The 21,296-nt window shown below is 72.1% G+C and carries 22 protein-coding genes; 16 read left to right on the top strand and 6 right to left on the bottom strand.

All coding sequences use genetic code 11. The features are described 5' to 3' along the window. Positions 1-15: 15 nt before the first annotated feature. The 4 genes from ACFY0F_RS27335 to ACFY0F_RS27320 all read left to right on the top strand — a co-directional run bounded on the left by ACFY0F_RS27335 (position 16) and on the right by ACFY0F_RS27320 (position 2,945). Positions 16-432: a hypothetical protein gene (locus ACFY0F_RS27335; protein ID WP_388799566.1), complete on the top strand. Its 417-nt coding sequence runs from the start codon at positions 16-18 to the stop codon at positions 430-432. A 1-nt stretch (position 433) separates the two neighbouring features. Further along, entirely contained in the window at positions 434-1,030 is a 597-nt protein-coding gene (locus ACFY0F_RS27330) for a DUF5998 family protein (RefSeq protein WP_388799563.1), read from the top strand. Continuing rightward, entirely contained in the window at positions 1,030-2,226 is a 1,197-nt protein-coding gene (locus tag ACFY0F_RS27325) for an alkaline phosphatase family protein (protein WP_388799560.1), read from the top strand. Before ACFY0F_RS27330 ends, ACFY0F_RS27325 begins: the two co-directional genes overlap by 1 nt. A 68-nt stretch (positions 2,227-2,294) precedes the next feature. Then, positions 2,295-2,945 (top strand): thymidine kinase, encoded by a 651-nt coding sequence (locus ACFY0F_RS27320; RefSeq protein ID WP_388799557.1) that lies wholly within the window; start codon positions 2,295-2,297, stop codon positions 2,943-2,945. Between the two features lie 28 nt (positions 2,946-2,973). On the opposite strand, the gene ACFY0F_RS27315 is transcribed toward ACFY0F_RS27320, so the two are convergent. Then, positions 2,974-3,777, bottom strand: a complete 804-nt coding sequence (locus ACFY0F_RS27315; protein ID WP_388799554.1) for a VOC family protein — start codon at positions 3,775-3,777, stop codon at positions 2,974-2,976. A 147-nt stretch (positions 3,778-3,924) separates the two neighbouring features. Between ACFY0F_RS27315 and ACFY0F_RS27310 the strand changes: the two genes are divergently transcribed. After that, positions 3,925-4,776, top strand: a complete 852-nt coding sequence (locus ACFY0F_RS27310; protein WP_388799551.1) for a sulfurtransferase — start codon at positions 3,925-3,927, stop codon at positions 4,774-4,776. Between the two features lie 111 nt (positions 4,777-4,887). Here ACFY0F_RS27310 and sepH read toward each other — a convergent pair whose 3' ends face one another. The 3 genes from sepH to ACFY0F_RS27295 all read right to left on the bottom strand — a co-directional run bounded on the left by sepH (position 4,888) and on the right by ACFY0F_RS27295 (position 8,881). After that, positions 4,888-5,922, bottom strand: a complete 1,035-nt coding sequence (gene sepH / locus ACFY0F_RS27305) for a septation protein SepH (RefSeq protein WP_388799548.1) — start codon at positions 5,920-5,922, stop codon at positions 4,888-4,890. 432 nt (positions 5,923-6,354) lie between these two features. Beyond that, complete coding sequence (locus ACFY0F_RS27300) at positions 6,355-7,683, bottom strand: D-arabinono-1,4-lactone oxidase (protein WP_388799545.1); 1,329 nt, start codon at positions 7,681-7,683, stop codon at positions 6,355-6,357. Then, positions 7,643-8,881 carry an MFS transporter gene (locus ACFY0F_RS27295; protein WP_388799542.1) on the bottom strand — a complete coding sequence of 413 codons (1,239 nt, stop codon included), beginning with the start codon at positions 8,879-8,881 and terminating at the stop codon, positions 7,643-7,645. The genes ACFY0F_RS27300 and ACFY0F_RS27295 overlap by 41 nt, the downstream gene beginning before the upstream one ends. A gap of 192 nt (positions 8,882-9,073) precedes the next feature. Between ACFY0F_RS27295 and ACFY0F_RS27290 the strand changes: the two genes are divergently transcribed. Together ACFY0F_RS27290 and ACFY0F_RS27285 are read left to right on the top strand one after the other, a co-directional pair. After that, positions 9,074-10,201: a ferrochelatase gene (locus tag ACFY0F_RS27290; RefSeq protein WP_388799539.1), complete on the top strand. Its 1,128-nt coding sequence runs from the start codon at positions 9,074-9,076 to the stop codon at positions 10,199-10,201. A gap of 8 nt (positions 10,202-10,209) precedes the next feature. Further along, positions 10,210-11,025, top strand: a complete 816-nt coding sequence (locus ACFY0F_RS27285; RefSeq protein ID WP_388799536.1) for an inositol monophosphatase family protein — start codon at positions 10,210-10,212, stop codon at positions 11,023-11,025. Positions 11,026-11,121: 96 nt separating this feature from the next. Here ACFY0F_RS27285 and ACFY0F_RS27280 read toward each other — a convergent pair whose 3' ends face one another. Continuing rightward, positions 11,122-11,295, bottom strand: coding sequence for a hypothetical protein (locus ACFY0F_RS27280; protein ID WP_388799533.1), 174 nt, complete (start codon positions 11,293-11,295; stop codon positions 11,122-11,124). Positions 11,296-11,734: 439 nt separating this feature from the next. Between ACFY0F_RS27280 and ACFY0F_RS27275 the strand changes: the two genes are divergently transcribed. The 4 genes from ACFY0F_RS27275 to ACFY0F_RS27260 all read left to right on the top strand — a co-directional run bounded on the left by ACFY0F_RS27275 (position 11,735) and on the right by ACFY0F_RS27260 (position 15,269). Then, on the top strand, positions 11,735-12,388 hold the full coding sequence (locus ACFY0F_RS27275) for a response regulator transcription factor (RefSeq protein ID WP_373907771.1): 654 nt from the start codon (positions 11,735-11,737) through the stop codon (positions 12,386-12,388). Positions 12,389-12,393: 5 nt separating this feature from the next. Next, positions 12,394-13,647 (top strand): sensor histidine kinase, encoded by a 1,254-nt coding sequence (locus ACFY0F_RS27270; protein WP_388799530.1) that lies wholly within the window; start codon positions 12,394-12,396, stop codon positions 13,645-13,647. Positions 13,648-14,041: 394 nt separating this feature from the next. Beyond that, positions 14,042-14,338 carry a DUF4193 domain-containing protein gene (locus tag ACFY0F_RS27265; RefSeq protein ID WP_003993510.1) on the top strand — a complete coding sequence of 99 codons (297 nt, stop codon included), beginning with the start codon at positions 14,042-14,044 and terminating at the stop codon, positions 14,336-14,338. Positions 14,339-14,351: 13 nt separating this feature from the next. Further along, complete coding sequence (locus tag ACFY0F_RS27260; protein ID WP_388799527.1) at positions 14,352-15,269, top strand: hypothetical protein; 918 nt, start codon at positions 14,352-14,354, stop codon at positions 15,267-15,269. A 24-nt stretch (positions 15,270-15,293) separates the two neighbouring features. On the opposite strand, the gene ACFY0F_RS27255 is transcribed toward ACFY0F_RS27260, so the two are convergent. Further along, positions 15,294-15,758 (bottom strand): DUF3093 domain-containing protein, encoded by a 465-nt coding sequence (locus ACFY0F_RS27255; RefSeq protein ID WP_388799524.1) that lies wholly within the window; start codon positions 15,756-15,758, stop codon positions 15,294-15,296. 58 nt (positions 15,759-15,816) lie between these two features. Here ACFY0F_RS27255 and ACFY0F_RS27250 point away from each other — a divergent pair, with 58 nt between their 5' ends. The 5 genes from ACFY0F_RS27250 (at position 15,817) to ACFY0F_RS27230 (ending at position 21,256) form a co-directional block, all read left to right on the top strand. Then, positions 15,817-16,401 carry a PaaI family thioesterase gene (locus tag ACFY0F_RS27250; RefSeq protein WP_388799521.1) on the top strand — a complete coding sequence of 195 codons (585 nt, stop codon included), beginning with the start codon at positions 15,817-15,819 and terminating at the stop codon, positions 16,399-16,401. Beyond that, positions 16,398-16,988 carry a dUTP diphosphatase gene (gene dut, locus ACFY0F_RS27245; RefSeq protein WP_388799518.1) on the top strand — a complete coding sequence of 197 codons (591 nt, stop codon included), beginning with the start codon at positions 16,398-16,400 and terminating at the stop codon, positions 16,986-16,988. The genes ACFY0F_RS27250 and dut overlap by 4 nt, the downstream gene beginning before the upstream one ends. 1 nt (position 16,989) lies before the next feature. After that, entirely contained in the window at positions 16,990-17,757 is a 768-nt protein-coding gene (locus tag ACFY0F_RS27240) for a DUF3710 domain-containing protein (RefSeq protein WP_388799516.1), read from the top strand. Positions 17,758-18,017: 260 nt separating this feature from the next. Next, positions 18,018-20,573 carry an ATP-binding protein gene (locus ACFY0F_RS27235; RefSeq protein ID WP_388799513.1) on the top strand — a complete coding sequence of 852 codons (2,556 nt, stop codon included), beginning with the start codon at positions 18,018-18,020 and terminating at the stop codon, positions 20,571-20,573. Continuing rightward, a complete protein-coding gene (locus tag ACFY0F_RS27230; RefSeq protein ID WP_388799511.1) occupies positions 20,570-21,256 on the top strand; it encodes a response regulator in 687 nt (228 codons plus the stop codon). The genes ACFY0F_RS27235 and ACFY0F_RS27230 overlap by 4 nt, the downstream gene beginning before the upstream one ends. Positions 21,257-21,296 lie beyond the last annotated feature (40 nt).

Here is a 21,296-nt window from a genome sequence, read left to right as displayed (position 1 = left end):
AAGGACGCAGGACACATGGAGATCGCCGCCGGCCGGACGCTGCCCGAGGGAAGCTGGTGGGACTGGGAGGTGATCGCCTGGGACGCGGGCCGGCTGCGACTGGCCGCCGGGTACGACCTCTCGTACCACCACGGCCTGGAGCTGGTCTTCGCGGGCCCGGCGTTCGTGTCCTGCCCGCTCGCCTTCCAGGACCCCGAGTTCCGCGCACCCACCGCCGCCGAGACGACAAGGCTGCGGGGATTCCTCGGCGGGACGCCGCCCGTGGTGGTCGCCTTCGAGGCCGACGCGGGCGGCACCGAGCCCGTCTCCTGCCTGATCGCCGCCGAGCGGCTCGACATCGTGCAGGAACTCGTGGTCAGGCACCCGCACACCGCCGCGGGCTCCCGCACGGCTGCCCCCGACTGGCCCGGACCGCCCCTGCCCACGGATTAGGATGGACGTCATGGCCAAGACCAGTACGACGACCCAGGGGCTGCGCGCGGCGATCGAGCGCAGCGGCTACTACCCGGCCCTCGTGGCCGAGGCGGTGGAGGCCGCCCTGGGCGGCGAGCCCATCCGGTCGTACCTGGTCCACCAGGAGACCACCTTCGACCAGAACGAGGTGCGGCGGCACGTCACCGTGCTCGTCCTCACCGGCAACCGCTTCATCGTCAGCCACACCGACGAGCAGGCCGCCGACAACACCTCTCCCACGCCGTACGCCACGACGTCCACCGAGTCGGTGAAGCTCGGCCGGATCTCGTCGGTCGTGGTCAGCCGTGTGGTCGCCAACCCGGAGCAGTACAAGCCGGGCACCCTGCCCCGCGAGGTCGTGCTGACCATCGGCTGGGGCGCCGTCTCCCGTATCGACCTCGAACCCGCCGCCTGCGGCGACCCCAACTGCGAGGCGGACCACGGCTACACGGGCAGCTCCACGGCGGACGATCTCAGCCTGCGCGTCAGCGAGGCCGGGGACGGGCCGGAGACGGTGCGTCAGGCGCTCGCCTTCGCCCAGGCCATCTCCGAGGCGACCGCGGACGTCAGTCGCTGATGACCCAGTCCACGGCAGCGGCCTGGGACCACCCGGAACCGCTCTCCCTCGACTCCGCCCCGCTGCCCGAGTACGGCGCCGGGTCGCTCGCCGACCTGCTGCCCACCCTGGCCGCCGGGATGTCCGTACCCGGTATGACCGCGGCGATCACGGAACTGACTCCGGCCGACCGCAACTGCGTGTTCCTGGTCGACGGCCTCGGCTGGGAGCAGATCAAGGCCCACCCGGACGAGGCCCCCTTCCTGACCTCGCTGCTGGGCAGTTCCCGTGGTGGCACCGGCCGCCCGATCACCGCCGGTTACCCGGCGACCACCGCCACCTCCCTGGCCTCCGTCGGCACCGGCCTGCCGCCGGGCGCGCACGGCCTGCCCGGCTACACGGTCCGCAACCCGGCGACCGGTGAGCTGATGAACCAGCTCCGCTGGAACCCGTGGACGCCGCCCGCCGCGTGGCAGCCGTACCCCACCGTCTTCCAGCTGGCCCACGAGGCGGGTGTGCACGCCGCCCAGGTGTCGTCCCCCGTCTTCGCGAACACCCCGCTGACCCAGGTCGCCCTGAGCGGCGGCACCTTCCTCGGGCGGCTGACCGGTGAGGAGCGCATGGACCTCGCGGCCGAGCAACTGGCCGCCGCCGACCGCTCCCTGGTCTACACGTACTACGCCGAACTGGACGGCGCCGGCCACCGCTACGGCATCGCCTCCGACACCTGGCGCGGCCAGCTGATGTACGTCGACCGGCTGGTCCAGCGCCTCGCCGAGCAACTTCCCCCGCGCAGCGCGCTCTACGTCACCGCCGACCACGGCATGGTCGACATCCCGTTCGACGAGCAGCACCGCATCGACTTCGACGAGGACTGGGAGCTGCGCGCCGGGGTCGCCCTGCTCGGCGGCGAGGGCCGGGCCCGCCACGTGTACGCGGTGCCGGGCGCCGAGGACGACGTCCTGACCGTCTGGCGCGAGGTGCTCGGCGAGCAGTTCTGGGTGGCTTCCCGGGACGAGGCCGTCGCGGCGGGCTGGTTCGGGGCGCACATCGACGACCGGGTGCGCGCGCGCATCGGCGACGTGGTCGCGGCGGCGTACGACGACGTGCTGCTCATCGCCTCCGAGCGGGAGCCGAAGGAGTCGTCGATGGTCGGCAACCACGGCTCCATGACCCCTGCCGAGCAGTTGGTCCCCCTGCTCGAAGTACGCTCCTGAAGAACCGTCCGCCGGCCCGCGGTCGCCCGCGGTCCCCGATGCCTCCGCCGAAAGGTGCTCAATCCCCCATGCCCGAGCTGGTGTTCTTCTCCGGAACGATGGACTGCGGGAAGTCGACCCTGGCTCTGCAGATCGAGCACAACCGCTCCGCGCGCGGTCTCGCCGGAATGATCTTCACCCGTGACGACCGGGCCGGCCAGGGCAAGCTGTCCTCCCGGCTCGGCCTGGTCACCGACGCGGTCGAGGTCGAGGACGGGCAGGACCTGTACGTGTACCTCGTCGACCACCTCTCCCACGGCGGCCGCGCGGACTACGTGATCGCCGACGAGGCGCAGTTCCTGGCGCCGGAGCAGATCGACCAGCTCGCGCGCGTGGTCGACGACCTGGACATCGACGTGTACGCCTTCGGCATCACCACCGACTTCCGCTCCAAGCTGTTCCCCGGCTCCCAGCGGCTGGTGGAACTCGCCGACCGGGTCGAGGTGCTCCAGGTCGAGGCGCTGTGCTGGTGCGGAGCCCGGGCCACCCACAACGCCCGCACGGTGGGCGGTGTCATGGTGGTCGAGGGCGCCCAGGTGGTCGTCGGCGACGTCAACCAGTCGGCCGACGAGATCGGTTACGAGGTGCTGTGCCGTCGCCATCACCGCCGCCGGATGACGGCGGCGTCGGCACGCGCGGCCGCCCTGTCCCCGGACGTCCTCCCGGTCTCCACCCCCTGAGCGGCCCCCGAGCGTCCCGCCCGGGCTCTCAGCGCGGGTCCTGGACGAGCGCCAACAGCGCGCCCTCCGGGTCCGCCACCTTCGCCACCCGGCCGTGCGGACTGTCATGGGCGGGTTCGAGCACCCGTCCGCCCAGCTCGGCCACCCGCCGCAGCGCGGCGTCCGCGTCGTCGACCTGGAAGTACGTCAGCCAGTGCGAGCCCCGGTCCCGGGGCAGGGAGTGGCCGACGCCGTGCACCCCGGCGACCGGGACGCCGTCCAGACGCAGGGTCACGTAGTCCAGGCCGGCCGAGACCACCGGCTCCTCCTCGTAACCGAACAGCGTCTTGTAGAACTTGGTGACGCTCGCGGTCTCGAAGGTCAGCAGCTCGGTCCAGGCGGGCGTGCCGTGGACGCCGGTGACGGCCGTTCCGGTACCCGGTACTCCCTGCCAGACGCCGAACACGGCCCCCGAGGTGTCGGAGCCGATCACCAGCCGCCCGGTGCCGCGGGCCTCCACGGGGCCCACGCCCACGGTGCCGCCGCACAGCCGTACCGCTTCGGCCGTCCGGTCGACGTCGTCCGTGGCGAAGTGCGGCGTCCAGGCGATGGGCAGGTGGAGGTCCGGCGCCAGTTGGCCGATGCCCCCCACGCGGTGGCCGTCGAGCAGTGCCCAGGAATAGGGTCCGAGCTGCTGGGGGCCCGGTTCGAACTTCCAGCCGAACAGCTCCCCGTAGAACCTCTCGGTCGCGGTCAGCCCGTGCACCATGAGACTCACCCAGCAGGGTGTGCCGGGCGCGCGCCGACCGTGCGTGCCGCGTCTCGGGCCGAACGGCCCCCGTGCCTCGGTCATCGTCACTCTCTCCCCGACCCCTCACCTGGTGTTCATCGGATGTACACCACGTGCTCGACCCCGTACGCTCGGTGATCGAACCTGTCCGGCCGAGCAGATTAGCCGGACCTGGACGACGCGGCCACCCCTGACGTAAGGATGGACGCCATGAACGCCATCATCATCGCAACCGAACTCGCGCACGACTTGACCGGCGCCAATCCGCCCGTGCTGCTCGACGTCCGCTGGCAGCTCAGCCTGGCCAGGGCGGCCGGGGAACCGGCCTTCGACGGGCGGGCCGAGTACGCGGCCGGGCATCTGCCCGGTGCCGTGTTCGTCGACCTGGACCGGGAACTGGCCTCGGCGCCGGGGGAGCGGGGCCGTCATCCGCTGCCCGACATCGCCGAGTTCGGCGCCGCGATGCGCAGGGCGGGCGTGTCGTCGGGCCGGCCGGTGGTCGTGTACGACGGCGGGCAGGGCTGGGCGGCCGCGCGGGCGTGGTGGCTGTTGCGCTGGACGGGTCACCCGGACGTGAGGGTTCTCGACGGCGGGTTGCCGGCCTGGGAGGGGCCGCTGTCGACGGACGTACCCACCCCGGCGCCGGGCGACTTCGAGCCCGTGCCGGCTGCCGGGGGGCTGCTCGACGCGGACGCCGCCGCCGCGCTCGCCCGCTCCGGTGTACTCCTCGACGCACGGGCGGCGGAGCGGTACCAGGGTGATGTCGAGCCCATCGACCGGGTCGGCGGGCACATCCCGGGCGCCGTGTCCGCACCGACGACCGAGAACGTGACGGCGGACGGCCGGTTCCTGCCCGCCGACGAACTGCGGGCGCGTTTCAAGGACCTCGGCGCGTCGGAGGGCGCCGAGGTGGGCGTCTACTGCGGCTCGGGCGTCTCGGCCGCGCACGAGGTGCTGGCCCTCGCGGTCGCGGGCATTCCGGCCGCGCTGTACGTGGGCTCCTGGTCCGAGTGGTCCTCGGACCCGTCCCGGCCGGTGGCGACGGGGGCGGAGCCCGAGTAGCGGTACAAGGAAGGGGCTTCCTGCCCGGAAGCCCCCTCATGGGTGACGGCCCGTACAGCCGTCACACCAGTACGGCCGTAAATCCGGTACGGCCGAACTGCGGTACGGCCGTCACTCCTGCTTCTTGCGCCGGGTCCCGAACACGATCTCGTCCCAGCTCGGCACCGCGGCCCGGCGGCCGGGACGGACCCCGTCGGCCTCGGCCTGCCGGTCGGTGGCGCCGATCAGACGGTCCCGGTGGCTGGTGACCGAGCGGGGCATGAGGACGTCGGCGTAGGCGGAACCGGCCGAAGCCGCCGGGGCGGGGGGTTCCTCCGCCTCCGGTTCGGTGTCCGGGGGCTCCTCGGAGGAGTCCGCCGCGGGCAGCTCCGGGACCACCAGGTCACCCCGGAAGCTGGGCACCGCCTCCAGGAGGCTGGTCAGCGAGTCGCGTTCGCCCGTGCTCTCCTCGGCCGGCTCGGACGACTGCGAAGGCAGGCTGGGCCGGTCCCGGTCCAGGGCGCCGAGGGTGCGCTCGCGCGGCAGGCGGGCGATGCGCGGCACGAACGGGAAGCTCGGCTCGGGCGCGCCGAGGTCGTCGGACTCCCCGATCAGGGAGCGCGCCTCGTCGTCGACGGCCTGGACGAGCCGCCGGGGCGGGTCGTACGTCCAGCTCGCCGAGTGCGGCTCGCCCGCGACCCGGTAGACCAGCATGACCTCCCAGGTGCCGTCGTCGCGGCGCCAGGAGTCCCACTGCACGGTGTCCTTCTCGGCGCCGCGCAGCAACAGGCGTTCCTGAACGGCCTCGCCGAGCAGCGGACCGGAGTTCTCGCCGGGCCGACGGACCGGGGTCTTGCGGGCCCGCTCGGCCATGAAGGCGCGCTCGGCCAGTACCGGGCCCTCGAAGCGCCGCACCCGGTCGACGGGGATGCCGGCGAGTTGCGCGACCTCTTCCGCGGTCGCGCCCGCTCGTATCCGCGCCTGGATGTCACGGGGCCGGAGATGGCTCTCCACCTCGATCTCGATCTGGCCGAGGCGGGGCCGGTCGCCGCGCACGGCGGCGCGCAGCCGTTCGTCGATCGGAAGTGTGTACTCCGTTGCGTCGGCAGCCTTCAGCACCAGCCGTGTGCCGTCATTGGAGACGGCCACGACACGCAGTTCGGGCATGGGGACCTCCCGGGTGGTGCCTGCTGCCGACGTCACGTGCGTCGCTGCTTCCGCTAGTCGAGTGTGGCCTGCCCGGGTGCAGCCTGCCACAACCTTGCCGAGTTGCCCGGCGTGTCGGGCGCGGGCCCTGGAACGCCGTTATGGCACGGTTACCTGTTCGCAACGCTAAGTGACCAACTCCGTCACCCTGTGCAACTAGCCCCCTCCCGGCGCTCCTGCAAGGCTCCGGACACCCTGGCGGGAGACCGATACCCAGGGCTCGCAACAGTACTCCATTTGGACCATGTGCGTGGATGGGCGCGCCGCCGAACTTCTGCCGGGGGTCCCGCCCCGGCCGTCCGCAAGCGCTTTCCGCGATCTTGGACGTGGCGTAGTTCACGCGGCCCCCGGAAGCGGGCCCTCCCGTCTCTTTCCCCCCGGCCGGCGGGCGCCTTACGCCCCCAGCACCCGCCGCAGGTAGTCGTTCTGGAACCGCCGGTCCGGGTCCAGCCGGTCCCGAAGGGCCGTGAACTCGCCGAACCGCGGGTAGGCCTCGGCGAAGTACGCGGCGTCCCGCGTGTGCACCTTGCCCCAGTGGGGCCGTCCCTCGTGTGCGGTGAAGATGCGCTCGGCGGCGGTGAAGTACGCCTGGTAGGGGGTGCCCTTGAACATGTGGACGGCGACGTAGGCGCTGTCCCGCCCGGACGCGGTGGACAGGGTGATGTCGTCGGCCGGGGCGGTGCGCACCTCGACCGGGAAGCTGACCCTGAGGTTCGAGCGGTCGACCATCGCCTTGAGTTCCCGCAGCGTGTCGCCCAGCGCCTCGCGCGGGACGGCGTACTCCATCTCCACGAACCGCACCCGGCGGGGCGAGGTGAAGACCTTGTACGGGATGTCCGTGTAGGTCCGGGCGGACAGCGCCCGGCTGGAGATCTGGGCGATGGCCGGGATGGTCGCCGGCGCCGCGCGGCCGACCCAGTTGGCCACCTGGAAGACGCCGTTGGAGAGGAACTCGTCCTCGAACCAGCCGGTGAGCTGCCCGATCGGCTTCTCCGGTCCGGCGCTGCGGTTGTTCCGCTTGGTGTTGGTGTTGCCGGTGTGCGGGAACCAGTAGAACTCGAAGTGCTCGTTCTCGGCCCAGAGTTGGTCGAACTCGGCCAGGACCCGGTCGAAGGGCATCGGTTCCTCACGGGCCGTGAGCAGGAAGAGGGGCTCGACGGCGAAGGTGATCGCGGTGACGATGCCCAGGGCGCCCAGGCCGATGCGGGCGGCCGCGAACACCGCGCGTTCTTCTTCGGTCCCCTTCTCCGAGCAGGTGAGCACCGACCCGTCGGCCGTGACCAGCTCCAGCCCCCTGATCTGGGCGGCGATCGAGGCCGACTCACGGCCGGTGCCGTGCGTGCCGGTGCTGGTCGCCCCGGAGACCGTCTGCTCCATGATGTCGCCCATGTTGGTCAGCGACAGACCCTCGCGGGCCAGGGCGAGGTTGAGCCTCTTGAGCGGAGTGCCGGCCTCGACGGTGACCGTCATGGCGTCCCGGTCGATGGTGCGGATACCGGTCAACAGTTGAGGGCGTATCAACACGCCGTCGGTGGCCGCGATGGCCGTGAAGGAGTGCCCTGTGCCGACGGCCTTCACCTTCAGGCCGTCCTCGGCGGCCCGCCGCACCGCCGCGGCCAGTTCCTCCACCGAGGCGGGCGTCACCTCCCGCGCGGGACGGGCGACGACGTTGCCTCCCCAGTTACGCCAGGTGCCGCTCTGCCCGCTCGCTGTGGTGCTCAAGGGTGCCTCCCCGACCCGGAGCCGGCCTGCTGAGCCGGCGGTACCCGAGGAAACCGACCGCGACCGCGACGGCCCCGGACACCGCCGGAACCCCGTACCCGGCGTGCGCCCCGGCTGCGTCGATCACCCAGCCGGCCACGGAGGAGCCGAGCGCGACCCCGACCGCCAGGCCGGTGCTCACCCAGGTCATGCCCTCGGTGAGCTGTGCGCGAGGTACGTGCTCTTCGATGAGGGACATCGTCGTGATCATCGTCGGCGCGATGGACAGACCCGCAACGAACAGCGCCACGGCCAGAAGCGACAAGTTTCCGACCAGTAGGAGGGGGATCATACTCACGGACATCGCACACACGCCCAGCAGCCACCGGCGTTCCGGCGTCCCCGCCGGGCGCAGCAGCCCGAAGACCACCCCGGCCGCGCACGAACCCGCCGCGTACAGCGCGAGGACCACACTGGCCGTGCCCTTGTGCCCGCGCTCGTCGGCGAAGGCGACGGTGGCCACGTCGACCGCCCCGAAGATCGCCCCGGTGGCGACGAAGGTGGCCACCAGCACCCGCAGGCCGGCCGAGCGCATCGCCGTACCGCCACCGTGGTGCTCGCGCGGGTGCGGCTCGGGCTCCGTGGCGCGCTGGGCGGTCAGCCAGAAGACGCCGGCCGCAAGGAAACAGGCGGCCAGCAGCGGGCCCGCCTCCGGGAACCACGCCGTGGACAGGCCGATGGAGATGATCGGCCCGAAGATGAAGCAGACCTCGTCCACCACCGACTCGAACGAGTAAGCGGTGTGCAGCTTCTCGGTGCCCCGGTACAGCGCCGCCCAGCGGGCCCGGATCATCGCCCCCAGGCTCGGTACGCAGCCGATGCCGGCGGCGCACACGAACAGCACCCAGTCCGGCCACCGAAGGTGCGCCGCGAGCAGCAGTCCGGCCGACGCGGCGAGCGCCCCCAGGGTGGCCGGGCGCAGCACCCGGCGCTGGCCGTACTGGTCCACCAGCCGGGATATCTGCGGCCCGATCGCGGCGGCGGACAGCGCGATGGTGGCCGACAGCGCGCCCGCGAGCCCGTACCGCCCGGTGAGCTGGGAGACCATCGTGACCACGCCGATGCCCATCATCGACAGCGGCATCCGGCCGACGAACCCCGCGGCGGAGAACCCCTTGGTGCCGGGGGCGGCGAACAGGGCGCGGTAGGGGCTCGGCACGGGGGTCTCCGGTCTTCGGGCGTAAGGCGTAAGGCGCGAACGCGGCCGATACAGCTTACGAGTAAGGGGACCCTGATGCACCCGGGAATGCAGCCGGAACCACAGGAGGGAAAACCGGCCGAAAACCGGCCGGAACCCGACTCTTCACCCCGCTGTTTCCGGCCGGTCAGTGCCGGGTGGCAGGATCGAGACATGCCAGACGCGCTCGATGCCACCCCCTACGACGCCCTGCTCCTGCTCTCGTTCGGCGGCCCGGAGGGCCCGGACGACGTGGTCCCGTTCCTGGAGAACGTGACCCGTGGGCGCGGCATCCCCACGGAACGCCTCAAGGAGGTCGGGCAGCACTACTTCCTGTTCGGCGGGGTCAGCCCGATCAACGACCAGAACCGCGCCCTGCTGGACGCCCTGCGCAAGGACTTCACCGAGCACGGCCTGGACCTGCCGGTCTACTGGGGCAACCGCAACTGGGCCCCGTACCTGACGGACACCCTGCGCGAGATGGCCGCCGACGGCCGCCGCCGCATCCTCGTCCTCGCCACCAGCGCCTACGCCTCCTACTCGGGCTGCCGCCAGTACCGCGAGAACCTCGCGGACGCGCTGGCCGCCCTGGAGGCCGAGGGAGTGGACCTGCCCCGGGTCGACAAGCTGCGGCACTACTTCAACCACCCCGGCTTCCTCCAGCCCATGATCGACGGGGTGCTCGAGTCCCTCGCCGACCTCCCCGAGGAGGCCAGGGCCGACGCCCACCTCGCCTTCACCACCCACTCCATCCCCACCGCGTCCGCCGACACCTCCGGCCCCGTCGAGGCCCACGGCGAGGGCGGCGCGTACGTGGAGCAGCACCTGGACGTGGCCCAGCTGATCGCCGACGCCGTCCGCGAGCGCACCGGCGTCGACCACCCCTGGCGGCTCGTCTACCAGTCCCGCTCCGGCGCCCCGCACATCCCCTGGCTGGAGCCCGACATCTGCGACCACCTCGAGGAGCTGCACGCGGCCGGGGCCCCGGCGGTCGTCATGGTCCCCATCGGCTTCGTCTCCGACCACATGGAGGTCCTCTACGACCTCGACACCGAGGCCAAGGCCAAGGCGGAGGAACTGGGCCTGCCGGTGCGCCGCTCGGCCACCGTCGGCGCAGACCCCCGGTTCGCCGCCGCGGTCCGCGAGCTGATCCTGGAGCGTGCCGTCGTCGAGCGCGGCCAGGACGTCGTGCCGTGCGCCCTCGGAGCCCTCGGCGCGAGCCATGACGTCTGCCCCGTCGGCTGCTGCCCGGCCCGTGCCCCCCGCCCGGCCGCCGCCGGCGCCGACAGCCCCTACGCGTGAGGAGCCCCGTGACCGACAGCCTGCACACGGACCTGCTGAAGCTCGCCCAGGAGGCCGCCGGCCGGGCGGGGGAGTTGCTGCGCGACGGCCGGCCGGCCGATCTCGCGGTCGCCGCGACCAAGTCGAGCCCCATCGACGTCGTCACCGAGATGGACATCGCGGCCGAGAAGCTGATCACCGACTTGATCTCGGCCCACCGTCCCGACGACGGCTTCCTGGGCGAGGAGGGGGCGGCGACCGAGGGCACGAGCGGCGTCCGCTGGGTGATCGACCCGCTCGACGGCACGGTCAACTACCTGTACGGGCTCCCCACCTGGTCGGTGTCCATCGCCGCCGAACAGCACGGCGAAACCGTGGTCGGGGTCGTCGCCGCCCCCATGCGCGGCGAGACGTACCACGCGGTACGCGGCGGCGGCGCCTGGGCCACCGGCGCCTGGGACGGCGAGCGCGCACTCGCCTGCCGCCCCGCCCCGCCCCTGGAACACGCGCTGGTCTCCACCGGCTTCAACTACGTCACCGAGGTCCGCGCCCACCAGGCCGAGGTGGCCGCGCGGCTGATCCCGCTGCTGCGCGACATCCGGCGTGGCGGCTCGGCCGCGGTCGACCTGTGCGACCTGGCCTGCGGCCGGCTCGACGGGTACTACGAACGCGGGCTCAACGCCTGGGACGTGGCCGCGGGCGACCTGATCGCCCGGGAGGCGGGCGCCCTGACCGGTGGACGCCCCGGAGAGCGGCCCTCACGCGATCTCACGGTCGCGGGTACCCCGGGAGTCTTCGAGCCCCTCCAGCGGCTGCTGGAGGACTTCGGGGCCTGGCACGACTGACCGGCCCCCGAGGACGCAGCAGAGCCCCGGCGCTGGATTCGCCGGGGCTCTGCTGACGTACGGGTCGTGCGCGGCCGTACGGGTGTCACTGGCCGATCAGACGCTGGGCGCGCCGACCTCCACACCGTGTTCGGCGGCGAGGCGGCGCAGGTCGTCGAGCTCTGCCAGCTCCACGTCGACGAGGAAGTCGTCGCCCTCGTCACGAGCCCGCGTCAGGTCGGTCTCGGTCGCCCTTATGCGCTGCAGAAGTCCTGCGGTGAAAGCGTCCATGCTGCGCCCCCTCGTCCAGGGTCGTGGGTCGGTGGCACGGGGGTGTGCCGATTGGGAAGGGGCGATCACGTCTCCTGCAGGTGCCCAGCGCTGCCCGGGCTGGGCGGCGACGGTGCCGGACACCCACGCCCGCTCTGCGACAAGCGGAGCGCGGCGTGCCACATGGTGCTGCGGCACATGCAGAGCGTGATCGCGGGGTGTAAAGCCGTCCTCCCCCCGCTCCCTTACGCGGAAACCTAACCGGAGCAGAAAATCTCCTATTCCCCTCCGGGCGCTTGCTCCTCCGCCGATCCTCCGGTGATCCTCCGCCGCCACCGACGTCTTACAGCCGACTTATGGCGGAAAAGGGCAGGATGGAGGTCACACGATCCCCGTACGGACCCCTGCCCGCGCGCGCTTTTGGCGTGCTACGCGGGTGGACAGAGGAAGGACAAGCGACGTGCGCGTACTCGTCGTCGAGGACGAGCAGCTGCTCGCCGATGCGGTGGCCACCGGACTGCGCCGGGAGGCCATGGCCGTCGACGTCGTGTACGACGGTGCGGCCGCCCTGGAACGCATCGGCGTCAACGACTACGACGTGGTCGTCCTCGACCGCGACCTCCCGCTGGTGCACGGCGACGACGTCTGCCGCAAGATCGTCGAACTCGGCATGCCCACGCGCGTGCTGATGCTCACCGCCTCGGGAGACGTCAGCGACCGCGTCGAGGGCCTGGAGATCGGCGCCGACGACTACCTTCCCAAGCCGTTCGCGTTCAGTGAGCTCATCGCGCGCGTGCGCGCCCTCGGCCGGCGCACCAGCGTGCCGCTGCCGCCGGTGCTGGAACGCGCCGGCATCAAGCTCGACCCCAACCGCCGCGAGATCTTCCGCGACGGCAAGGAGATCCAGCTCGCGCCGAAGGAGTTCGCCGTCCTCGAGGTGCTGATGCGCAGCGAGGGCGCCGTCGTCTCGGCCGAGCAGCTGCTGGAGAAGGCCTGGGACGAGAACACCGACCCGTTCACCAACGTGGTGCGCGTGACCGTGATGACGCTGCGCCGCAAGCTGGGCGAGCCGCCCGTCATCGTCACCGTCCCCGGCTCCGGCTACCGGATCTGACGGCCGTGGCCACCACCCCCACTCCTCCGCAGGCGCCCCCGAAGCCCACCTGGGACCCGAGAAGGCCGGAGCCCCCGTTCCCCTGGCTGCGCCCGACCATCCGGATACGGCTGACGCTGCTGTACGGCGGCATGTTCCTGATCGCCGGCATCCTGCTGCTGTCGATCATCTATCTGCTGGCCGCGCAGGCGATCAGCACGGGCAACCAGCCACCCTTCAAGATCGTGAGCGCCAGCGACGAGATCAAGGTCTCCAGCCCCGACTGCCCCGCGATCAACAATCCCGCCGGCCTGACGCTCACCCAGTTCAACTCGGCGGTCAGCCACTGCATCGACCTGTCGCGCCAGACCGCCCTGGACAACCTGCTCAGCCGTTCGCTGCTGGCCCTGCTGGGCCTCGCCGTGATCGCCTTCGCGTTCGGTTACGCCATGGCCGGCCGCGTGCTGTCACCGCTCGGCCGGATCACCCGCACGGCCCGCGCGGTGGCCGGGTCGGACCTGTCCCGCCGGATCGAGCTGGACGGCCCGGACGACGAGCTGAAGGAGCTCGCGGACACCTTCGACGACATGCTGGAGCGGCTGCAGCGGGCCTTCACGGCGCAGCAGCGCTTCGTCGGCAACGCCTCGCACGAGCTGCGCACGCCCCTGGCGATCAACCGCACGCTCCTGGAGGTCCACCTGTCGGACCCGGGCGCGCCCGTGGAGCTGCAGCAGCTCGGCAAGACGCTGCTGGCCACCAACGAGCGCAGCGAGCAGCTCGTGGAGGGCCTGCTGCTGCTCGCCCGCAGCGACAACCAGATCGTCGAGCGGAAGCCCGTGGACCTGGCGGAGGTCGCCTCGCAGGCCATCGACCAGGTGCACGCCGAGGCGGAGGCCAAGGGCGTCGAGATCCGGGGCGAACGCAAACCGGCGGTCGTCCAGGGCAACGGTGTGCTGCTGGAGCGGATCGCCCTGAACCTGGTGCAGAACGCCGTGCGGTACAACGTGCCCGAGGAAGGCTGGGTGGAGGTCACCACGCAGGTCCAGCACGGGCAGGCGGTGCTGGTGGTCTCGAACACCGGCCCGGTCGTGCCGGCGTACGAGATCGACAACCTCTTCGAGCCGTTCAGACGACTGCGTACCGAGCGCACGGGCAGCGACAAGGGCGTGGGCCTCGGCCTGTCCATCGTCCGGTCCGTGGCGCGGGCACACGGCGGTCACATCTCGGCGACGCCGAGGGAGGGCGGCGGGCTCGTGATGCGGGTCACGCTGCCGATCTGACCGACTTTGTGACACACGCGGGGATGTTCGCTTTGGGCGGAATCTTCCGATGGCGCGACGGACGTCACCGTGTGTGATCGATCACATGGGCGGCTTTCCGGCTGCCCACTCTGTGTGATCATGAAGGCCTGCGGAAAGCCGGGAAAGTCCTGGTTTTCGGGGGTCCTGATCACGGGAAGTACACGGTGAGATGCCTTTGAGGTGCGGCACCCGGACCGTGTACGGTCCCCATCGCCATCCCAGCCGATCACTCTTGAGGGGGCCGGTTGGGTGTCGATTGAGTAACAGACCTTGATGTGAGGCAAAATCTCCGCCTCAGGTCGGGCACAAGTCCGGCCTCTCACGCGTTACGTGCGCTGGAGACACCGCAGACACCCAGAGGGGGAGAGCGACAATGGCAACCGACTACGACACCCCACGCAAGACCGACGACGACGTCGATTCGGACAGCCTCGAAGAGCTGAAGGCCCGGCGCAACGACAAGTCCGCTTCGGCCGTCGACGTCGACGAGTTCGAGGCCGCGGAAGGCCTGGAGCTCCCGGGCGCCGACCTCTCGAACGAGGAGCTGGCCGTCCGAGTGCTGCCCAAGCAGCAGGACGAGTTCACCTGCATGAGCTGCTTCCTGGTGCACCACCGCAGCCAGCTGGCTCGCGAGAAGAACGGTCAGCCGATCTGCCGCGACTGCGACTGAGGACGGGTCGGCCGTGACTGGCTCGACCCCTCCCAGGAAGCGCCGCTCCCACCTCACGGGAGCGGACCACGGGCCGTCCGACGGCCCGCACGGCACGCGTGACGACGAGCGGGGCTCACCCGGGACGGGAGCCTCGCTCGAACCGGTGGTCGGCCGGGAGCTCCCGGCGTCCGCCAGGCGGGCCACGCCCGTCGCCCGGCGCATCGCCGCGGCGGTCCGGGAACGGGCCCGGCAAAGGGGCCGGGAAGGCGCCCGCAAGGGCGGCAGCCGGGCCAGGGCGGGACTCGCCTACCTGACCGAGCGGATCATCGAGATCGCCCCGCGGATCCCCGTACGCGACCTCGCCGCACTGCGCGGACAGTTCCCGGGTCTCGGGCCCGAGGAACTCGCCGACAAGCTCGTGACCGGCGCCGCGAACGGCACGTCCACGGTCGGGGCCGGGATCGGCGCGGCGGCGATGCTGCCGGTGCCGCCCGCGATGCCCACCGAGCTGGCCGCGGAGATCACCGGGGTGGCGGCGATCGAGCTGAAACTCATCGCCGAGCTCCACGAGGTCTACGGCGTACGACCGCCGGGCGGCCTCAGGGCCCGCAGCACCGCATACCTGTCCTCCTGGTCGGGGGAGCGCGGCATCGACGTGATGAAGCCGTCCACGCTCAACACGGCCCTCGGCGGGCCGATGAAGCGCGAACTGCGCCAGCGGATCACCAAGCGCATGGTGCGCAACATGCCCAACCTGATGCCCTTCATGGTCGGCGCCGTCGTCGGAGCGACCATGAACCGCCGCGACACCAAGAGACTGGCGGCACGGATCCGGGCCGACCTCCGCAAGGTCCAGGTGCCCTGGGACGCACTCCCCGAACTGCCCCCGCTGGAGGCCCCGGCACATCCGCTGACGATCGGGGACGTCGCCGAGGGGCTGGAGGACTGACCGGCGCCGGGGCCCGAACGAAACCTAGGCCACCGCTTCCCGTGCCGTCGCGATCGCGGCGGCGAGTTCCTCCGGGTTCCGGGTGGACAGGTACAGGTACGGCGTCGGGTCGGCCGGGTCGGTGACCTCGACGCGCAGCGCCGTCGGGATGTAGGCGCGCAGCAGGAGGAAGGCGCGGGTGTCGGCCTTGTAGGTGCGCCAGGCCCGGGCCTCCTCCCGGTCCAGGACCTCCGCGGCACCGAGCGCCGTCACCGGGATCTTCGCCTCGCCCGCGATCAGGGAGTCGCCCACGACCCGGATCCGGACGGAGCCGTACGAGCTGGCGACGACCGCGGCGGCCGCCGTCCCGCCGACCAGGCCGCCGAGCAGCGGCAGGGGGCCGAACGGCAGCAGGATCAGGGCGAAGGAGACCCCCACCAGGAAGCTGATCAGCCACCAGGAGCGGGGGGCGGTGAGGCGTTCGTCGTACGGGGCGGCGGAGAGCTGCATGGAGCCAAGCTTGGCACGGTGAACGGGCACCCCCGACGCGCGGGTAAGGTCTGCGGCTGTGAGTGGTGGTTCCCCAGTTCTTCAGCCTCCCGCCGGCGCCGTGAAACCCGTTCGGCATCCCGGCGCCCCCGCACCCGGTGAGCTGCTCGGTGCGCACTACGGCCAGTGCTTCGGCTGCGGCGGCGAACAGCCGCACGGACTGCGCCTGGCGGCCCGCGCGGGCGAGGGCGTCTCCCTCACCGCCGAGTTCACCGTGCAGCCCGCCCACCAGGGCGCCCCCGGCCTCGCGCACGGCGGAGTGCTCGCCGCCGCCCTCGACGAGACGCTCGGCTCGCTGAACTGGCTGCTGCGGACCGTCGCCGTGACCGGACGGCTGGAGACCGACTTCGTACGGCCCGTGCCGGTGGGGACCACGCTCCACCTGGCGGCCGAGGTGACCGCCGTCGCCGGGCGGAAGATCTACTGCACCGCCACCGGGCGGATCGGCGCCCCGGACGGCCCCGTCGCCGTCCGCGCCGAAGCGCTCTTCGTCGAGGTCGACGTCCAGCACTTCACCGACCACGGGCGCCCCGAGGAGATCCAGGCCGCCCTGCACGACCCCGACCGGATCCGCCGTGCCCGCGCCTTCGAGGTGAACCCGTGAACCCCGCGCGCCCCGAGCCCTCCGCCGACCGCGACCCCGTGCGCGTGCTGATCCGCCGCGTCGACCCCGACGTACCGCTTCCGGTGTACGCGCACCCCGGTGACGCGGGAGCCGATCTGCGCACCACCGAGGCCTGCGAACTCGCGCCCGGTGAACGCGCCGTGCTGCCGACGGGAGTGTCCATCGCCCTCCCGGAGGGGTATGCGGGCTTCGTGCACCCGCGATCCGGTCTCGCCGCCCGCTGCGGTGTCGCGCTCGTGAATGCCCCGGGGACGGTGGATGCCGGGTACCGTGGGGAGATCAAGGTGATCGTGGTGAATCTCGACCCGCGCGACAGCGTGCGGTTCGAGCGCTTCGACCGGATCGCCCAACTGGTCGTCCAGCAGGTCGAGAGGGTCCGCTTCCAGGAGGTGGCGGAACTTCCCGACTCGGCGCGGGCCGAGGGGGGCTTCGGGTCCACCGGCGGTCATGCCGCGGTGGGCGACGACAGCGGCACAGTAAGCGGCACAAGCGGTCGGGCCGTCGACGACGGCCGGACGGGTGGGAATCGATACGCTTCGGTCGTATCCGACCGGGAAGGACAGTGACGTGTTCGGACGTCGCAAGAAGAAGGGTGCCGCCGAGGACGCGGCCGGCGAGGCCGAGCAGGTCGTCGACAACGTCGACACCGAGGCGGACGAGGAAGTGGAAGAAGAGCGCGAGCGGGTCCGGCTGGAGCCGGAGCCGCGGCCCGACGGGCCGTGGGACAGCACCGAGGTGCGCGACCCGGGCGAGGGCCGGGTGGACCTCGGCGGCCTGTTCGTGCCGGGCGTCGACGGCATGGAGCTCAGGGTGGAGGTCGCCGGCGACGCGATCGTCGCCGCGACCGTCGTACTGCGCGACAGCGCCGTCCAGCTCCAGGCCTTCGCCGCGCCCAAGCGGGAGGGCATCTGGGGCGAGGTGCGCGACGAGATCGCGGCCGGCATCACCCAGCAGGGCGGCATCGTCGACGAGGTCGAGGGCCCGCTCGGCTGGGAGCTGCGCGCCCAGGTACCGGTGCAGCTGCCGGACGGCACGGGCGGCTTCCAGGTCGTGCGGTTCGTCGGCGTGGACGGTCCCCGCTGGTTCCTGCGCGGGGTGATCTCGGGCCAGGGCGCGGTGCAGCCGCAGGCGGCCGGGCTGCTCGAGCAGATCTTCCGGGACACGGTCGTGGTCCGCGGCGAGGGCCCGATGGCGCCGCGCGACCCGATCGTCCTGAAGCTGCCGAACGACGCCCAGATGGTCCCCGAGGGGGTCCAGCAGGACGAGGGCTCCTCCCGTTTCTCCGGCGGCATGGGGCAGTTGCAGCGCGGGCCGGAGATCACCGAGGTCCGCTAGACGGAGCGTGAGGGGCCGCACCCGGTTTCGGGGGTGCGGCCCCTCACGCGTTTCCCGCGTGAGGCGTCGAACCCAACCGCGCGGCGAGAACGTCACCGCACCGGCCGCCGCCCACGACAGCACTCGGGCCGCCCCACGGCAGGCGGCCATCAGAGTTGTGTCAAAGATGCCCCGCGCACCGCTCCTCGTCCCGTTCGCCGGGTGCGAGAGCCGTAGGGTCGACGCTGCGTAGGCGGCAGTCACCGGAAGACAATGGGGCCATGGCACGCGGCAAGCTTCGGATCTACCTGGGCGCGGCACCGGGCGTGGGCAAGACCTACGCCATGCTGTCCGAGGCGCACCGCCGGGTGGAGCGGGGCACGGACTGCGTCGTGGCCTTCGTCGAGCACCACGACCGGCCGCGGACCGAGGTGATGCTGCACGGGCTCGAACGGGTCCCGCGCGCGGAGCTGGAGTACCGGGGCGCCCGCTTCACCGAGATGGACGTGGACGCCGTCCTCGCCCGCCACCCCCAAGTCGCCCTGGTCGACGAGCTCGCCCACACCAACATCCCCGGTTCCCGCAACGCCAAGCGCTGGCAGGACGTGGAGGAGCTGCTGGCCGCCGGGATCGACGTGGTGTCCACCGTCAACATCCAGCACCTGGAGTCGCTCGGCGACGTCGTGGAGTCCATAACGGGCGTACGGCAGCAGGAGACCGTGCCGGACGAGATCGTACGGCGGGCGGACCAGATCGAGCTGGTCGACATGTCCCCGGAGGCACTGCGCCGCCGCATGGCGCACGGCAACATCTACCAGCCCGACAAGGTGGACGCCGCGCTCTCCAACTACTTCCGGCCGGGCAACCTCACCGCCCTGCGCGAGCTGGCGCTGCTGTGGGTGGCCGACCGGGTCGACGAGTACCTGAAGCAGTACCGCAGCGAACACCGGGTCTCGGCGATATGGGGCTCCCGCGAGCGGATCGTGGTCGGCCTGACCGGCGGCCCGGAGGGCCGGACCCTGATCCGGCGGGCCGCACGGCTGGCCGAGAAGGGCGCCGGCGGCGAGGTGCTCGCCGTGTACATCTCCCGCAGCGACGGGCTCACCTCGGCCTCCCCCAAGGAGCTCGCCGTCCAGCGCACCCTCGTCGAGGAACTCGGCGGCACCTTCCACCACGTCGTCGGCGACGACATCCCGGCCGCCCTGCTGGACTTCGCCCGAGGGGTCAACGCCACCCAGATCGTGCTGGGCTCCTCGCGGCGCAAGGCCTGGCAGTACGTCTTCGGGCCCGGCGTCGGCGCCACGGTCGCCCGGGACTCCGGCCCCGACCTGGACGTGCACATCGTCACCCACGAGGAGGTCGCCAAGGGACGCGGACTGCCCGTGGCCCGGGGCGCCCGCCTCGGCCGTTCGCGGGTGGTGTGGGGCTGGCTGGTCGGCGTGATCGGCCCGGCGGTCCTGGCGGTGCTGCTGAACACCGTCCACCTGGGTCTCGCCAACGACATGCTGCTGTTCCTGGCGGTGACGGTGGCCGCCGCCCTGCTCGGCGGCCTGTTCCCCGCGCTGGCCTCGGCGGCGGTGGGCTCCCTGCTGCTGAACTACTTCTACACACCGCCCCTGCACCGCTGGACCATCGCCGACCCCAAGAACATCGTCGCCATCGTGATCTTCGTCGGGGTCGGCGTCTCGGTGGCCTCCGTGGTGGACCTCGCGGCCCGGCGCACCCACCAGGCCGCCCGGCTGCGCGCCGAGTCGGAGATCCTGTCCTTCCTCGCGGGGAACGTGCTGCGCGGCGAGACCGGCCTGGAGGAGCTGCTGGAGCGGGTGCGGGAGACCTTCGGCATGGAGTCGGCGGCCCTGCTGGAGCGGGCGAGCGACGTCGACCCGTGGACGTGCGCCGGCCGGGTGGGCGTCGGCCGGCCCGTGGAGCGGCCGGACGAGGCGGACGTGGACATGCCGGTCGGGGACCACATGGCCCTCGCGCTGACCGGCCGTGTGCTGCCGGCCGAGGACCGCCGGGTGCTGGCCGCCTTCGCCGCCCAGGCCGCCGTCGTACTGGACCGCAGGCGCCTGGTGGAGGAGGCCGACCAGGCCAAGGAACTCGCCGAGGGCAACCGCATCCGCACCGCGCTGCTGGCCGCCGTCAGCCATGACCTGCGTACCCCGCTGGCCGGGATCAAGGCGGCGGTCTCCTCGCTGCGTTCGGACGACGTGGCGTGGTCCGAGGAGGACCAGGCGGAGCTCCTGGAGGGCATCGAGGACGGCGCCGACCGGCTCGACCACCTGGTGGGCAACCTGCTCGACATGTCCCGGCTGCAGACCGGCACGGTCACCCCGCTCATCCGGGAGATCGACCTCGACGAGGTGGTGCCCATGGCGCTGGGCGGGGTGCCGGAGGGCAGCGCCGAGCTGGACATCCCCGAGACCCTGCCCATGGTGGCCGTCGACCCCGGACTCCTGGAGCGGGCGGTGGCCAACCTGGTGGAGAACGCCGTCAAGTACAGCCCGCCGGACCGCCCCGTACTCGTCGCCGCCAGCGCCATCGCCGACCGGGTCGAGGTGCGGGTGGTGGACCGCGGGCCCGGCGTCCCCGACGAGGCCAAGGATCGTATATTCGAGCCCTTCCAGCGGTACGGGGACGCCCCGCGCGGTGCCGGGGTCGGGCTCGGCCTCGCGGTCGCGCGCGGCTTCGCCGAGGCCATGGGCGGCACCCTGAACGCCGAGGACACGCCCGGCGGCGGCCTCACCATGGTCCTCAGCCTCGGCGCGGCAGGATCGCGTCCCGAGCTCCTCCCCGCGGGGAAAGGCACCGCACACCGTGAAAGGCGGATTTCATGACCCGTGTCCTGGTGGTCGACGACGAGCCGCAGATCACACGCGCCCTCGTGATCAACCTCAAGGCGCGGAAGTACGAGGTCGACGCCGCCCCCGACGGCAAGACCGCCCTCGACCTGGCCGCCTCCCGCCACCCCGACGTGGTCGTCCTCGACCTGGGCCTGCCCGACATGGACGGTGTCGAGGTCATCAAGGGCCTGCGTGGCTGGACCCGGGTGCCGATCCTGGTGCTGTCCGCCCGCCACTCCTCCGACGAGAAGGTCGAGGCGCTGGACGCGGGCGCCGACGACTACGTCACCAAGCCCTTCGGCATGGACGAACTCCTCGCCCGGCTGCGGGCCGCAGTCCGCCGGGCCGAGCCCGTGGGGTCCGGCGAGGACGACGTGACCATGGTGGAGACCGAGCAGTTCACCGTGGACCTGGCCGCGAAGAAGGTCAACCGGAACGGGAAGGACGTCCGCCTGACGCCGACCGAGTGGCACCTGCTGGAGGCGCTGGTCCGCAACACCGGCCGGCTGGTCGGCCAGAAGCAGCTGCTGCAGGAGGTGTGGGGCCCGTCGTACGGGACGGAGACGAACTACCTGCGCGTGTACATGGCCCAACTACGCCGCAAGTTGGAGGCGGACCCGTCACACCCGAAGCACTTCATCACCGAGCCGGGGATGGGGTACCGGTTCGAGCCGTAGGGCGCGTGGGGGTCGGCCGGGGGTCCGGGGGTTGTCCCCC

The sequence above is a fragment of the Streptomyces sp. NPDC001544 genome, assembly GCF_042894285.1.
Taxonomy (GTDB): domain Bacteria; phylum Actinomycetota; class Actinomycetes; order Streptomycetales; family Streptomycetaceae; genus Streptomyces.
The sequence above is the reverse complement of the archived record's forward strand: the minus strand, read 5'-3'. Positions and strand labels throughout refer to the sequence as shown.